This is a genomic window from Algihabitans albus, assembly GCF_003572205.1.
Classification (GTDB): domain Bacteria; phylum Pseudomonadota; class Alphaproteobacteria; order Kiloniellales; family DSM-21159; genus Algihabitans; species Algihabitans albus.
The window spans coordinates 438,893-453,223 of the sequence record NZ_QXNY01000006.1 but is presented as its reverse complement, the minus strand read 5'-3'; the positions used below and the strand labels follow the sequence as shown (position 1 = coordinate 453,223).

Annotated in this window: 12 protein-coding genes; 8 read left to right on the top strand and 4 right to left on the bottom strand. The window is 65.1% G+C overall.

The features are described from left to right. Positions 1-248 precede the first annotated feature (248 nt). On the top strand, positions 249-3,971 hold the full coding sequence (locus tag DBZ32_RS18870) for a vitamin B12-dependent ribonucleotide reductase (RefSeq protein WP_119168781.1): 3,723 nt from the start codon (positions 249-251) through the stop codon (positions 3,969-3,971). Positions 3,972-4,132: 161 nt separating this feature from the next. On the opposite strand, the gene DBZ32_RS18865 is transcribed toward DBZ32_RS18870, so the two are convergent. Beyond that, positions 4,133-4,498, bottom strand: a complete 366-nt coding sequence (locus DBZ32_RS18865; protein WP_119168780.1) for a YunG family protein — start codon at positions 4,496-4,498, stop codon at positions 4,133-4,135. Positions 4,499-4,961: 463 nt separating this feature from the next. On the opposite strand from DBZ32_RS18865, the gene DBZ32_RS22200 reads away from it, so the two are divergent. The 3 genes from DBZ32_RS22200 (at position 4,962) to DBZ32_RS18855 (ending at position 7,238) form a co-directional block, all read left to right on the top strand. Then, positions 4,962-5,132 carry a hypothetical protein gene (locus DBZ32_RS22200; protein ID WP_162906842.1) on the top strand — a complete coding sequence of 57 codons (171 nt, stop codon included), beginning with the start codon at positions 4,962-4,964 and terminating at the stop codon, positions 5,130-5,132. A 248-nt stretch (positions 5,133-5,380) separates the two neighbouring features. Beyond that, on the top strand, positions 5,381-5,848 hold the full coding sequence (locus DBZ32_RS18860; RefSeq protein WP_119168779.1) for a RidA family protein: 468 nt from the start codon (positions 5,381-5,383) through the stop codon (positions 5,846-5,848). A 19-nt stretch (positions 5,849-5,867) separates the two neighbouring features. Next, the gene (locus DBZ32_RS18855; protein WP_119168778.1) at positions 5,868-7,238 is read left to right on the top strand and encodes a glutamine synthetase family protein; all 1,371 of its coding nucleotides are present in this window, start codon (positions 5,868-5,870) and stop codon (positions 7,236-7,238) included. Between the two features lie 60 nt (positions 7,239-7,298). On the opposite strand, the gene DBZ32_RS18850 is transcribed toward DBZ32_RS18855, so the two are convergent. The 3 genes from DBZ32_RS18850 to dctP all read right to left on the bottom strand — a co-directional run bounded on the left by DBZ32_RS18850 (position 7,299) and on the right by dctP (position 10,419). Next, complete coding sequence (locus DBZ32_RS18850; protein WP_119168777.1) at positions 7,299-8,639, bottom strand: TRAP transporter large permease; 1,341 nt, start codon at positions 8,637-8,639, stop codon at positions 7,299-7,301. Positions 8,640-8,642: 3 nt separating this feature from the next. Next, a complete protein-coding gene (locus DBZ32_RS18845; RefSeq protein WP_119168776.1) occupies positions 8,643-9,197 on the bottom strand; it encodes a TRAP transporter small permease in 555 nt (184 codons plus the stop codon). A gap of 142 nt (positions 9,198-9,339) precedes the next feature. Further along, positions 9,340-10,419: a TRAP transporter substrate-binding protein DctP gene (dctP, locus tag DBZ32_RS18840; RefSeq protein WP_119168775.1), complete on the bottom strand. Its 1,080-nt coding sequence runs from the start codon at positions 10,417-10,419 to the stop codon at positions 9,340-9,342. Positions 10,420-10,623: 204 nt separating this feature from the next. Between dctP and DBZ32_RS18835 the strand changes: the two genes are divergently transcribed. From DBZ32_RS18835 to DBZ32_RS18820, 4 genes are all read left to right on the top strand, one after another. Beyond that, complete coding sequence (locus DBZ32_RS18835) at positions 10,624-11,481, top strand: IclR family transcriptional regulator (protein ID WP_119168774.1); 858 nt, start codon at positions 10,624-10,626, stop codon at positions 11,479-11,481. Positions 11,482-11,594: 113 nt separating this feature from the next. Beyond that, complete coding sequence (locus DBZ32_RS18830; RefSeq protein WP_119168773.1) at positions 11,595-12,851, top strand: 3-isopropylmalate dehydratase large subunit; 1,257 nt, start codon at positions 11,595-11,597, stop codon at positions 12,849-12,851. 12 nt (positions 12,852-12,863) lie between these two features. Continuing rightward, a complete protein-coding gene (locus DBZ32_RS18825) occupies positions 12,864-13,382 on the top strand; it encodes a 3-isopropylmalate dehydratase small subunit (protein WP_119168772.1) in 519 nt (172 codons plus the stop codon). Continuing rightward, entirely contained in the window at positions 13,379-14,287 is a 909-nt protein-coding gene (locus DBZ32_RS18820) for an isocitrate lyase/PEP mutase family protein (RefSeq protein WP_119168771.1), read from the top strand. Before DBZ32_RS18825 ends, DBZ32_RS18820 begins: the two co-directional genes overlap by 4 nt. Positions 14,288-14,331 lie beyond the last annotated feature (44 nt).

Genomic DNA, 14,331 nt, shown 5'->3' with positions numbered 1-14,331 from the left:
TGTGGCGGTTCCAAGGCAGACGAACGATCGAACCGCCGGGGCGGACACCAGCCGTTGCGAACTGCTGCTCTTTCATCACAAAATCTCGTGACCCTCGCTCCATCTTGTGGTTAGATACGCGTCCTGAACGACATCTGGTAGCTCACTCGCTTGTGGGGAGGCGGAGTGGGCTTTCTATCGGGTGCGTTTCGGGGCCGAAAAAGTCCCAATCCGAGTTATCGAAAACCGCTAAGGGGGTCCTTACAGCCATGCGGGTCGCACGCCGATTCACGTCTTCCGACCGAGACGTCTACGCCGAGATTGCCTTCAAGACGACCAGCAGCGAGATCCGCAACCCCGACGGTTCGCTGGTCTTCCAGAACGAGCAGGTCGAGGTCCCGGAGGACTGGTCGCAGGTGGCGAGCGACATTCTGGCTCAGAAGTACTTCCGCAAGCGCGGCGTGCCGAAGCGACTCAAGAAGGTCGAGGAACCAGACGTTCCGGCCTTCCTCTGGCGCTCCGAACCCGACGAGGAGGCCTTGGCCGGCCTGCCCGAGGACGAGCGCTACGGCGGCGAGACCTCCTCCAAGCAGGTGTTCGACCGCCTGGCCGGAACCTGGGCCTACTGGGGCTGGAAGGGCGGCTATTTCGACACCGAGGAAGATGCCCGAACCTTCCACGCCGAACTCTGTGTGATGCTGGCCCGCCAGATGTGCGCGCCCAATTCGCCGCAGTGGTTCAACACCGGACTGCATTGGGCCTACGGCATCGACGGCCCGAGTCAGGGTCATCACTACGTGGACTACCGCAGCGGCGAGCTGACCAAGGCGACCGGCGCCTACGAGCATCCGCAACCCCATGCCTGCTTCATCCAGTCGGTGTCGGACGACCTGGTGAACGACGGCGGCATCATGGATCTCTGGACCCGCGAGGCCCGGCTGTTCAAGTACGGCTCCGGCACCGGCTCCAACTTCTCCAAACTGCGCGGCGCCGAGGAGCCGTTGGCCGGCGGCGGCCGCTCCTCCGGCCTGATGTCCTTCCTGAAGATCGGCGACCGCGCCGCCGGCGCGATCAAATCCGGCGGCACCACGCGGCGCGCCGCCAAGATGGTGACCGTCGATCTCGATCACCCGGACATCCTCGACTACATCGAGTGGAAGGTGACCGAGGAGCAGAAGGTCGCGGCCCTGGTCGCCGGATCGAAGCTCTGCAACAGACACCTGAACGCCGTCATCCAGGCCTGTCAGCTCGGCAGCGGCGAGGCCCGCTTCGACCCCAAGTCCAATGCGGCGCTCAAGCAGGCCATCCGCGACGCGCGCAAGGCGATGATCCCGGAAAACTACGTCCGTCGAGTCATCCAGTTCGCACAGCAGGGCTATGAAAAAATCGAGTTCCGGACCTACGACACGGACTGGGATTCGGAAGCCTACCTGACGGTCTCCGGCCAGAACTCCAACAACTCGGTGCGCGTGCCCGACGCCTTCCTGGGGGCGGTGGAGCGCGGCGAAAACTGGGATCTGATCCGTCGCACCGACGGCAAGGTGGCCCGGCAGATCGATGCCCGCGAACTTTGGGGCCGCATCGCCGAAGCGGCCTGGTCCTGCGCCGATCCCGGCGTGCAGTTCGACACCACCATCAACGACTGGCACACCTGTCCGGCCGGCGGGCGCATCAACGCCTCCAACCCCTGTTCCGAGTACATGTTCCTCGACGACACGGCCTGCAATCTGGCGTCGTTGAACCTCATGACCTTCCGGCGGGAGGACGGCAGTTTCGACGTCGAGAGCTTCCGCCATGGCGTCGCGCTCTGGACCGTCGTTCTGGAAGTCTCCGTGATGATGGCGCAGTTCCCGAGCCGGGAGATCGCGGAGCGATCCTACCGCTACCGGACCCTGGGCCTGGGCTACGCCAATCTGGGCGGCCTGCTGATGTCGCTTGGCCTGTCCTACGACAGCGAGGCGGGCCGCGCTCTCTGCGGTGCGATCACGGCGCTGATGACCGGCGCTTCCTACGTCACCTCCGCCGAGATGGCCGGCGAGCTCGGCGCCTTTCCGGGCTACGAGGAAAATCGCGACGCCATGTTGCGGGTGATCCGCAATCACCGGCTGGCCGCGCACGGCCGGACGTCGGGCTACGAGGCCCTGTCCGTCCTGCCGGTTCCGCTCGATCTGGCGAGCTGCCCCGACCGGGCGGTGGCCGTGGCCGCGGCGGCGGCCTGGGACGAGGCGGTCGAGCTGGGCTCCGTGCATGGCTTCCGCAACGCGCAGGCTACGGTGATCGCGCCGACCGGCACCATCGGCCTGGTGATGGACTGCGACACCACCGGCATCGAACCGGACTTCGCCCTGGTCAAGTTCAAGAAGCTGGCCGGCGGCGGCTACTTCAAGATCATCAACCGCACCGTTCCCGCGGCCCTAGCACATCTCGGCTATGGGGAGGTCGAGGTCGAGGAGATCGTGCGCTACGCCGTGGGTCACGGCACGCTGGCGGACGCACCCGGCGTCAATCACAAGACCCTGAAGGCGAAGGGCTTCAACGAGGCGGCTCTGAACGCCCTGGAGTCTTCCCTCGGCAGTGCGTTCGACATCAAGTTCGCCTTCAACAAATGGACCCTTGGCGAAAACTTCTGCCGGACGGCGCTCGGGCTCGGCGATGCCGAACTGGACGATCTCAGCTTCGACCTGCTCGCCGCCATCGGCTTCACCAAGGCCGAGATCGAGGCCGCCAACATCTACTGCTGCGGTGCCATGACCCTGGAGGGCGCGCCCTATCTGAAGCCCGAGCATCTGCCGGTCTTCGATTGCGCCACGCCCTGCGGCAAGACCGGCCGGCGCTATCTCTCCGCCGAATCCCACATCCGCATGATGGCCGCGGCCCAGCCCTTCATCTCGGGCGCCATCTCCAAGACCATCAACATGCCGAACGAGGCCACCGTCGAGGACTGCCAGGCGGCTTACGAGCTGTCCTGGAGGCTGGGCATCAAGGCCAACGCGCTCTATCGCGACGGCTCCAAGCTCAGCCAGCCGCTCGCGTCGGGCCTGATCGACGATGAGGCTGAGGAAGACGCGGAGGAGTTGGCGGAGGCCCTGACGGCCGCCCCGACCGCCGCCAAGGCCAGCCTGGTCGCAGAGAAGATCGTCGAGCGGATCATCGAGCGGGAAGTCAGCCGCCAGCGTCTGCCCGGCCGGCGCAAGGGCTACACACAGAAGGCCGTGGTCGGCGGCCACAAGGTCTACCTGCGCACCGGCGAGTACGAGGACGGCAGCCTCGGCGAGATCTTCGTCGACATGCACAAGGAAGGCGCGGCCTTCCGCAGCCTGATGAACAACTTCGCCATCGCCATCTCGATCGGCCTGCAGTACGGCGTACCGCTCGAGGAGTACGTGGAGGCCTACACCTTCACCCGCTTCGAGCCGTCCGGCATGGTCGAGGGCAACGACGCGATCAAGATGGCGACCAGCGTGCTGGACTACATCTTCCGCGAGCTGGCGGTCAGCTACCTCGGCCGCAACGATCTGGCCCATGTGGCGCCGGACGACGTTCTGCCGGACGCGACGGGGCGCGGCGAGGCTCAGTCCAACCTGGAAGACCAGGTCGAGCAGGCGATCACCGAGACGGTGCGACGCGTCACCTCGCGCGGCTACGTCCGCAACCAATTGCTGGTTCTGCCGGGCGGTGCCCAGGGCGGGCTGAAGGGCGGTGCGCAGGAAACCGCGGTGCAGTTCGAGGCGACCGGCACCGACGGTCCGGGCTATGCCGGAGACACGGCCGCAGCGCCGGCCGGCGTTCAAACCGCCAGCTTCGTATCCCAGGAGGTATCGGTCAGCCGCAGGATCGGCAGCGAAGTCGACCAGCGCCTGGAGCGCATCCGCGAGGCCCGCATGAAAGGCTACGAAGGCGATGCCTGCGGCGAGTGCGGCAACTTCACTCTGGTCCGCAACGGCACCTGCATGAAGTGCACCACCTGCGGCTCCACCAGCGGCTGTTCCTGACGCCTCTGGCGACACGACAGATCGCCGGAAAGCCGGTGACGAGAACGGGAGCGGGACCGTCGAGATGGTTCCGCTCCCTGTTTTTTCACAGGCAGGCGCCTCTTGTCCGCTCCTGACGTCTCGTCGCGACAGCAGACAGCGGTTTCGCGGCGACGAACAAACTACAAGTGCGCAACAAGCGAAGCCTTGAGAGCTTCGTATTCCCGTAAGGGGATACCGGTCATCGCAGCTTCGCGCGTCGTGACGTCATCGTCGTACTCTGCCGGAGCAGCGAAAAGCGCACCCGGCGCGCTAAATTGACTGTCTGTGAAATCCACGCGCCGCCCCTCCAGCCTGTTGTAATAGTGCCAGACTCCAGGCAGCCGCGTTCGGAGTAGGTCACCTCCGAACAAATCAAGAATAACTACGGCCGTCACGTTGCATTGGCCGGATGCGGGATTTTCCGGCGTCCACTGTACAGCGGTGTCGAGAGACCACGCGTGTTCGAGCGCAGAGCGGATGCGACCTTCATCGTAGGCAGGCGCCATACCGTTTCCTGTTGTCGATGGTTTTCGGTCCGGCCGAGGGTACACTGATCGAAGCGTTCCGAAACCCGTTTCCAAATCGCCGTAAAGCACGTCTGTCTTCGAATTTGGAGCGGTCTCGATCGAGACGTCCCTTCCACGTGGCGTCCGGGCCGACGGCGATTGACCGCTGGCGCAGCCATTGATTGTCCTTTATGCTTTAACCCTACAACTTAAGAAAGCCTTCATACGACCCGGGTTAGACCGTCGGCAACCGGCAGATCGCCAAGTGCCATAGACGTTTGGCGCAAAATTCCAGGGAGCGACGCGCGAGCCCAGCTTTTCGGAGGGGTTCGAGCGATGACTGTGATGAAGGTCACATTCATAGGGTCGCCACTGTTGCGCCTCGGCTTTGTCATAGGCAGCCGCTAACAGGTGTCCCCACATGAAGGACACGTAGGGACGAGCGTCGAAGAGCGAGGATCAGATGGCTAAGACTTGGACCAACAACCGTGAGCCGAGACTCGAGGACCTGCTGGAGGACGAATTGACCTGGAAGCTTCTGGAAGTCTCCGGGTCGACGGTTGAGGAGCTGCGGCGCGAGATGACGGACGCCCGATCGCGTCTTAAGGCCCGCACTCAGGCAAGGGCCGCCTAGGAGCCAAGTTCAGGTAGGGCCCCGCCCAGGACCCAAGTTCAGGTAGGGTCCCACCCAGGACCCAAGGAGGAGATCGGCCGGAGGTGCTTCGCCTCCCGCCGATCCGATTTTCTCTCCAAACGAAGCTCAGCGCTTCGCCGACACTTCCCTTCCGGCCTTCCGCTCGGCTACTCTCCGCGCGCCGTGGGCAACCGCTCGCGGTCATCAGCAAGAGACATGCGAGAGCCGACAGGGAGGAGAGCCGCGCCATGGCCGGAACGATCGACGCGAAGCTGAAGGACTTGGGTATCGAGGTTCCGGAACCGGCCGCGCCGGTCGCGAACTACGTGCCTTTCGTCGCCGTGGGCAAGCTGGTCTTCATCTCGGGCCAGGTTCCCCTGGTCGACGGCAAGCCGCAGTTCCTCGGCAAGGTCGGCGCGACCTTCTCGGTCGAAGAAGGGCAGCAGGCGGCGCGGATCTGCGCCATCAACCTGATCGCCCAGATGAAGGCCGCGGCCGGCGGCGACCTGGACAAGGTGAAGCGCGTCGTCCGCCTGGGCGGTTTCGTCAATTCCACCCCCGATTTCACGGACCAGCCCAAGGTCGTGAACGGCGCGTCCGACGTGATGGTCGAGGTCTTCGGCGACAAGGGCAAGCACTGCCGTACCGCGGTCTCTGCCGGCGGTCTGCCGATCGACGTGGCGGTCGAGGTCGACGCCGTGATCGAGCTGGAATAGACGGCGAACGAACGCCTCCATGACCGAAGAGTCCTTGCGCGAGGTTCGCGCGTTCCTCGCCGAGTTTCCCGACACCCAGGCGGTCGACGTCATCTTCGCCGATCTCTCGGGCGTCGTCCGCGGCAAGCGCTATCCCGTCGCCGATCTGTCCCGCATTTTCGGCGACGGTCTGGCCTTCCCGGCCTCCAGCTTTCTGCTCGACACCGCCGGCGCGAACACGGATGCCGGCGGCAGGGGCTTTTCCGACGGCGATCCCGACTGCTTCGCGGTGCCGATCCCGGACACGCTCGACCGAGTGCCCTGGTCGGCCCAACCGCTGGCCCAGGTACTTCTGACCTGTCGCCAGCGCGACGGCCAGCCGCTCTTCTTCGAGCCGCGCAACGTCCTGGCCCGCGTCGCCCAAAACCTGGAGTCCGAGTTGGGACTGACGGCCTGCGTCGCCTTCGAACTGGAGTTCTATCTGATCGACCGGTCGCGGGGCGCCCTGGGCGCCCCGCAGCCGCCCTTCTCCCCCGCGACGGGCGAGCGCGACCGCGCCACGCAGGTTTACGGCATGGACCAGGTCGATACCTTCGGCGCCGTGCTGACCGACATCGTCGAGAGCTGCAAGGCGCAGGGCGTGCCCACCGGCGCCATCTCCGCCGAGTACGCTCCCGGGCAGTTCGAGATCAATCTGCGTCACGTGGAAGATCCGTTGGCCGCCGCCGACGACTGCGTTCTCTTCAAGCGCGCGGTCAAGGGCGTCGCACGGAAGTACGATATGCAGGCCACCTTCATGGCCAAGCCCTATCCGGAGGAAGCCGGCAACGGGATGCATCTGCATATCAGCCTGTTCGATGCCGAAGGACGCAACGTCCTGGACGACGGCCAGGGCGGGATCAGCGACAGGTTCCGCCATGCGCTCGGCGGCCTGCTGGCCACCCTGCCCGAGGCCATGGCCTTCCTGGCGCCCAACATCAATTCCTACCGCCGCTACCAGCCGGACGTCTTCGTCCCGATCCGCCGTTCCTGGGCCGAGGAGAACCGCTCCGTCGCGCTCCGCATTCCCTTGGGCAGCGGCACCGCCAAGCGGGTCGAGCACCGCATGCCCGGCGCAGACGCCAACCCCTACCTGACGCTGGCGGCGCTGCTCGCCGGGATGCATCACGGCATCGCCAACAGGCTCGACCCCGGACCGCCGGCCAGCGGAAACGCGGCCACCGCCTTCGACCCCGCCCTGCCGATGCGTCCGCGCCGGGCCTTGCAGAGGTTGCGCCGCGGCAAGCTGCTACGCGACTACCTGGGCAAGGACTACGTCGATCTCTACGTGCAGGCGAAGGAGGCCGAGTACGAGACCTTCGAGGCCGCCATCACGCCGCAAGAATATCAGTGGTACCTGTTGGCGGATTGATTCGGTCCAGGCTCGAAAAGGCTCGGATCGCGTAGGCGCCACGCGGCATCCGTCTCGCCGCTACAGCAAGCTCGGGAGCCAGAGCGACAAGCCCGGCACGCCCATGATCAGGCCGAGTACGACGATCTCGATCAGCAGGAACCAGGCGATGCCAACGAAGATGGTCTCCAGTCTCACCTTGTCTCCGACGATCGATTTGATGACGAAGACGTTGAGCCCTATGGGCGGCGTGACGAGCCCGATCTCCAGAAGTTTTATGACCACGACGCCGAACCAGATGAGGGACAGACCGTAGCTCTCGACGATCGGAATGGTCAGGGGCAAGGTCAGCAGGATGATCCCGATGGGATCGAGAAACATGCCGAGGATCAGGTACATCACCACGATGACCGCGAGGACGACGAGCATCGAGGCGTCGATATGGGCGATCCAATCGGTGATGGCGCCGGACAGGCCAGTCAGCGCGATGAAGCTGACGTAGATCTTGCCGCCGATGGCGATCGCGAAAATCATCGACGACTGAAACACGCTTTCGCGCAGGGCCGAGACGATCTTCTCGCGGCTGAGACGGCCGAGCAGAAGGCCGAGCAGAAGCGTCGCACAGGCCCCGATACCGGCGGCTTCGGTCGGGGTGAAGACCCCGCCGTAGATGCCGCCGATCACGACCGTGAAGATCGCGACGATGGCCCAGCAGCGCCCGAGCGCCTGCCAACGGTCGTCTCGGGCGATGGCGTCCCGGGGCACCGGCGCGGCTTCGGGCCTGATGCGCACCCAGATGTAGATCACCAGGAGATAAGCGGCGAGCGAGAGCAGTCCCGGAACGATCGCGGCGACGAAGAGCTTGGAGATCGATTGCTCGGTGAAGACGCCGTAAAGAATGAAAAGGATCGACGGCGGAATCAGCGAGCCGAGCGTGCCGCCGATCGCGACGGAGCCGGCAGCCAGCGACTTCGCGTAGCCGAACCGCAGCATCTCGGGGATGGCGATCCGCCCCATCGCGGCGGCGCAAGCGACGGACGAGCCGGTAATGGCCGAGAAACCGCCGCAGCCGACGACCGAGGCCATGGCCACGCCGCCGGGCAGCCGCGCGAGCCAGAGCCGGGCCGCCCGATAGATGTCGGTGGTAAATCCCGCCTCGTAGGCGAGATGGCCCATCAGGATGAAGAGCGGCACCGTCGATAGGGAGAAGCCCGTGATGAAGGTGTAGGGACCGTTGCCGATGAGCGACAGAGTCGGGCGCCAGGCGGCATCGGGATTGAAGTTACCGCCGGGACGCCAGCCGAAAATGATGAAGATGCCGATCGACGCCGTGATTCCCAGCGCCGCGGCGATCGGGACCCGGAGCGCGAGCAGGGCCAGCGTTACGCCAAGGGCCAATCCGCCGACAAGAAGAGGCTCCATCCGTCAGACCTGTTCCGACCGATCCGGCGCCGTGGGGCGATCGTGCGCGGGCGCCACGCCCGTCGCGCAGGTGCGCAGCCCTTCCGCGATCGAAACGGCGAGCCGAAGGACGAAGAGAGCGATCCCCGCAGCGAAGACGATCTTCATCGGCCAGGTCGGGATTTCGAGCGTTCCGTCGTAGTAGGTGCCCTGGGCAATCTCGCGCGGCAGCTTTTGGGACACCATGAAGCCGATACTGCCGAAGAAGACCATCATGGCGAGCGCACCGAAAGCCCGCAGCAGACCGCGCGCACGGACCGGTAGCCAGTCGGTGGTGACCGTCACCGCGATATGCCCGGACTGGCTTTCGATGAAGGCCAGCGGCAGAGCGATCACGCAGACCATCAAGAGGCCGACCATGATGAGATCGTCCGGGATCGGCGCGTTGAAGAGCTGACGCCCCAGCACCGAAGCGGTGACGATCCCGCCCATGATCAGCAGCGCGGTTCCGGACAGGATCATGGCGACGCGTTCGAGCGCGCCGAGCAGTCTGCGAAACAGATGCGTCACATCGCCCATAGATCACCCGCCATGGATCGCCCGTTTGCGGTTATCCGGTTTCGCAGGGAGGTACCGACACGCTGAGACGGAGGTATCGACATGCGAAGGGAACCGTCTCCACCCGAGCTTCGGGCGGAGACGGTGTCGGACTAGGTGGAGCTCAGCGATCCCAAGGATATCCCTGGGCCTCGTGCTCGGCGTCGTATTTCGCGATCAGCTCGAGGAAGGCACCGCGAATGCCGTCGGCATCCAGATCCTTCTCGCCGGCTTTATCGATCCAGCGCTGCGCATCCTGCTCGGCAAGCTCGACCAGCGCTTCGCGCATGCCGGCGGCCGGCTCGATCATTTCGATGGCATGGCCGTCGATGCCGGCTGCGAGCTCGGCCTTGGTTTCCGTCCGCGAGGCATGCATCAGTTCGGCCACGTGGAGCGTGAAGTCGCGGCCCAGCTCGTCGATCAACGCCTGATGCTCCGCGCTGAGGTCCTGATAGGTTTCGAGGTTCATCGCGATCCCGAAAGCGAGCGTCTGGCCCAAATCGACGCCGGTGATGTAGTTCGCGATCTCATGCTGCTTGTAAGCCTTCACGACGTAGTAGTAGGTGGTCGACCCGTCGATGGAGCCGTTCGACAGCGCCTCGTAGACCTTGGGCTGCGACACCGAGACGGTCGACGCGCCATGCGCTTCCAGCGCCGGCACGAAAGCGCCGGTCGCACGCAGCGTCAGGCCGTCGAGATCCTCGAGCGACGTGATCGGCTTGTCACGGGACAGAAGCTGCGTTGGACCCGTCGTATAGTTGCCGAAATAGTGCAGATTGAAGGAATTGGCTTCCTCGATGGCAGCCGGATGGGTCGTCATCAGCTCGTAAGCCGCCATCATGCCGACCCATTCGTCGGGCAACTGCACCGTATCGACGGCCTCGTAGACGACAAGCCGACCCGGGGCGTAGACCGGGACGATGGAGGCCATGTCGGCAACCCCGTCGGACACGCCCTGCGCCGCGTCGCGGGCCCCCAGAAGCGCTCCGCCCCAAACGATATCGAGACCCAAGGCTCCGTCGGACCGCTCGCGCAGTTCGCTGTCCAGCCATTGGAGAGCACCGGCTCTCGTGCCTCGATTGGGGGCGAACTCCGCGAAGCGCAGCATCTGCATCTCCGCTTCGGCATTCGACCAGACCGCGGACGCGCTCAGTCCGCCAACTGCAACCGCGACGGCCAACAGACCTGTCGTCACTTTTCTCATAGCGATCTCCTCCCTCAAGCAATCCGTTGACCGGACATTGGGGAAATTGCACGCAGGGCAGTGATCTTTGTCAACAGGTAATTATAATTTCACTATATGAAATATTTCGCTACGATAGCCGTCGAATATCGTTTTTCAATCTGAGGCAGATGCCGCAAACCACGAGCCCCCTGACAGGGCCGACAGGCCGAAAGGTGACGACCCATGCGCCAAACGTCGAGCGATCCACGCCGTGACAGCGACCCGGCGGACGGCAGCCGCAGAAGCGACGGTGCGACGCTGCCGCGCGTCCGGGCGGTGTCGCGCGCGATCGCCATCATGCGCACCTTCACGCCCGAACAGCCGCGCCTCTCGCTCAGCGCCGTCGCCGAGAGCGCAGGCCTGGATGCCGGAACGACGCGCCGCATCCTGGTGACGCTGCGCGACGAGGGAATCGTCGAGCAGGATGCGAAGTCAGGCCAATATGCGCTGACGCTTCAGGCCATGCGCTTCGCCGGCGCGGTTCCCGACGGTCAGTCGCTGCGAGACCTGGCCGAGGACCTGCTGCGCGGCCTCGCCGACGAGGTCGGCGCCACGGCCTTTCTATCGGTCGCACGCGGCCACGAGGCCATCTGCCTCGCCCGGTTTCACGGCCAGGCGCCGGTGGAGGTGCGCTGGTGGGCACTCGGCATGGGACGCCCGCTCAATTGCGGCGCGGCCCCACGTCTGCTGCTCGCGCATCTGCCGGTGGAGGAGCAGGACCGCATTCTGGCCCAGCCGCTGGCGACCCTGACCGATAAAAGCATCACGGACCCGGACCTCCTGCGGGTGGAACTCGACGAGATCCGACGGAACGGATGGGCCTTCGCCCGCGACGACGTGGCGCTCGGCCTGTCGGCGGTGGCGGCACCGGTTCGCGACGATCGCGGCCTCCTGGTCGCCGCAATGTCGCTCGGGGGACTGACGCCGCAGATTTTCGGCGACACGCCCGATGGCGACGGAAGGCCCCGTGCCTTGTCCCCGCTTCTGGACTGCTGCGCGCGCCTGTCGGACCGGATTTCAGGCCTTGATTTCATCAGTTGAAATTATTGTTATTCCTTGACAAGCACGCCCACCTGGCCGGTACTTCCGCCGACGCAACGCCCTGTCTCAAGGCCTGAGACAAGGGATTCGCCGCTTCGGGAGGGAGGCCGCCGATGGGGGCCACGATCGCAGAAAAGATTCTGGCGCGCGCCGCCGGCCGGGACCGGGTACGCGCGGGGGAAGAGATCAAGGCGCGGCCGGACTTCGTCATTGCCTACGACTTCCCCGGCTACACCGACGTCATCTTCCGGCAGATGAAAGAGGATTTCGGCATCGACAAGGTGGTCGATCCGAGCCGCTTCGCCCTATTTATCGACCATATGGTTCCGGCGGTGACGCCGCAGGAAGAAGAGCTCCACCAGGTGACCCGCGACTGGGGCGCCGCGCAGGGCGTGCCGGTCTATGAGCGCAAGGGCATCGGCCATCAGGTCGCGGCCGAACTCGGCTATGCGACGCCTGGCGCCTTCGTCGTCCATTTCGACGGCCATATCTCGCAACTCGGGACCTATGGCGCACTGGCAATCGGCGTGCGCCGCCATCTCCTCGAGGCCTTCGTCAAGGAGCGCATTCAGATCAAGGTGCCGAAGACGACGCGCATCGATCTGACCGGCCGGCTCCGGCCCGGCGTCATGGCGCGCGACGTGTTCCATCACATCGTGCGCGTGATCGGCCCCTCCGCCTGCCGCTTCCAGGTCCTCGAAATCGGCGGCAACGCGCTTGAGCACATCTCGCTCGAAGGCCGGCAGACGATCACCTGTCTCGCCATGTTCACCGGTGCCATCACCGCGATCATCAATCCGGATCGAACGAGCCTCGACTACGCCTTACCGCGTGCGCGGATCGCGCTCGACCCCGTCAGCTCCGACCCCGACGCCGACTATGCGGCGGTGCATCGGATCGATCTGTCCGGGCTGCAACCCGTCGTGGTCATCCCGCCCAGCCCCGCCAATACGCACGACCTCTCCGACTTCGTCGGCACCGAGGTGCAGGTGGGATACCTGGGATCCTGCGCCAGCGGCCGGGTCGAGGATCTCAGGATTGCCGCCGAGATCCTGCGCGGGCGTCAGGTCAAGCCGGGCTTCCAGCTCCATGTGGTACCGACCAGTCAGGAGATCATGCGCCAGGCCGCGGAGGAAGGCATCATCACCGATCTCATCGCATCGGGCGCCTTTGTCACCTCGTCCTCCTGCGACTACTGCTTCGGCCGCATGGGTGTGATGAGCGCGGGCCAACGGGCGGTCTCGACCGGCACGCTCAATGTGCGGGGGCGCATGGGCAGCCCCGATTCCGAAATCTTCATCGTCAATGCGGCAGCCGTGGCGGCGGCTGCGATCGAAGGCAAGATCGCCGACCCCCGCCCCTATCTGTGACGGAGCCGCCCGATGCCTTTGAAGAATCTGCGGGGCCGCGCCGCCTTCGTCTTCGACGAGATCGACTTCGACGTCGACCAGATCGTCGGCGTCAAGAACATCAAGATCAAGGATACGGACGAACTCGCGAAAGTCGCCATGCAAGGCTACGACCCGGACTTCGCCACCAGAGTAAAGCCGGGGGACTTGCTGATCGGGAATGAGAATTTCGGTTACGGCCACCCGCACTATCCGCCGATGATCGCAATGCGCCGGCTCGGCATTTCGGGCGTTGTCGCCGAGAGCTTCTCGCCTGGCTATTGGCGCGGCGAGATTGCGATGGGCTTCCCGCAAATCGCCTGCCCCGGCGTCCTCGGCCTCGTGTCCCGCTGGGACGAACTGGAGGTCGACTGGAAAGACAGCCAAGTGATCAACCGCACGACCGGAACGGCCCTGCCCTTCGAGCCCCTGTCCGACGGCGACCGGATGATGCTCGAACACGGCGGCCTGATCGGCTACCTGCATGCCCGCGACGAGGAAGAGACCGAATGACCAGGCTCGACAAGACCACTTTCGCGGCGAAAGCCCGCGCCGGCGAGACGATCTGGACCGCCGGCGCCTTCGATGCGCTCTCGGCGAAACTGGCCGAGGAAGCCGGCTTCGCCGCCATCATGTCGACGGGTTTCGGCGTCTCGGCCTCGCATCTCGGGGCGCCCGACGTGGAACTCTACACCATGACCGAAAATCTCGCGGTCGTGCGCAACATGGTCAACGCCGTCACGGTGCCGCTGGTCGCCGATACAGACACCGGATACGGCAATGCGATCAACGTCATGCGTACGGTGCGCGAGTTCGAGCAGGCGGGCGTCGCGGCCATGATCCTGGAAGACCAGGAAGTGCCGAAACGCTGCCCGGCGGTCGCCAACTCGGTCGAGATTCTTCCGATCGACGAAGGCAGCGCGAAGATCCGTGCGGCCGCCGAGGCCCGGCGCGACCCGGACAGCGTGATCATTGCGCGCACCGACGCCTTCAACGAAGCCGATGGGATCAACCGCGCCAGAGCCTATGTGGCCGCCGGCGCCGACCTTATCCAGCCGATCTCCCGAGGCTTCACGGACTTCGACGCGCTGCGGCGTCTCCGCGACGCCTGCGGCGTGCCCTTGTCGCTGCAGATCCTGGGGTGGCTCGAAACCGACCTGACGCGGGATCAGATCGAGCAGGTCGCCGGTCTCGCGGTCTTCCCCCTCGTCTCGCTGATGACCGCAACCGCCGCGATGCGCGCCAATCTTCAGGCCCTCAGTGGAGCGCATTCCACCCGCGAACTGCCGCGGCAAACGACGAGCCTCAAGGACTTCAAGAGCTTCATCGGCTTCGACGAGGTCGAGCGCCAGAAAGCGAAGTTCCTGGTGCGGGAACTGCCCGAAGCTCTCTCGACGGTCGACGAGGGCGCGAGGTAGCGCGGGAGGGGAACCAGTCGTCCTTGCCGGCGGAACGATCCAGA

Excerpts from the sequence above, each read along its gene's own strand:
- DBZ32_RS22200 (WP_162906842.1), top strand. The coding sequence starts at position 4,962 with ATGGCTAAGACTTGGACCAACAACCGTGAGCCGAGACTCGAGGACCTG.
- DBZ32_RS18820 (WP_119168771.1), top strand. The coding sequence starts at position 13,379 with ATGACCAGGCTCGACAAGACCACTTTCGCGGCGAAAGCCCGCGCCGGC.
- DBZ32_RS18830 (WP_119168773.1), top strand. The coding sequence starts at position 11,595 with ATGGGGGCCACGATCGCAGAAAAGATTCTGGCGCGCGCCGCCGGCCGG.
- DBZ32_RS18850 (WP_119168777.1), bottom strand. The coding sequence starts at position 8,639 with ATGGAGCCTCTTCTTGTCGGCGGATTGGCCCTTGGCGTAACGCTGGCC.
- DBZ32_RS18870 (WP_119168781.1), top strand. The coding sequence starts at position 249 with ATGCGGGTCGCACGCCGATTCACGTCTTCCGACCGAGACGTCTACGCC.
- DBZ32_RS18865 (WP_119168780.1), bottom strand. The coding sequence starts at position 4,498 with ATGGCGCCTGCCTACGATGAAGGTCGCATCCGCTCTGCGCTCGAACAC.
- dctP (WP_119168775.1), bottom strand. The coding sequence starts at position 10,419 with ATGAGAAAAGTGACGACAGGTCTGTTGGCCGTCGCGGTTGCAGTTGGC.
- DBZ32_RS18860 (WP_119168779.1), top strand. The coding sequence starts at position 5,381 with ATGGCCGGAACGATCGACGCGAAGCTGAAGGACTTGGGTATCGAGGTT.
- DBZ32_RS18835 (WP_119168774.1), top strand. The coding sequence starts at position 10,624 with ATGCGCCAAACGTCGAGCGATCCACGCCGTGACAGCGACCCGGCGGAC.
- DBZ32_RS18845 (WP_119168776.1), bottom strand. The coding sequence starts at position 9,197 with ATGGGCGATGTGACGCATCTGTTTCGCAGACTGCTCGGCGCGCTCGAA.
- DBZ32_RS18825 (WP_119168772.1), top strand. The coding sequence starts at position 12,864 with ATGCCTTTGAAGAATCTGCGGGGCCGCGCCGCCTTCGTCTTCGACGAG.
- DBZ32_RS18855 (WP_119168778.1), top strand. The coding sequence starts at position 5,868 with ATGACCGAAGAGTCCTTGCGCGAGGTTCGCGCGTTCCTCGCCGAGTTT.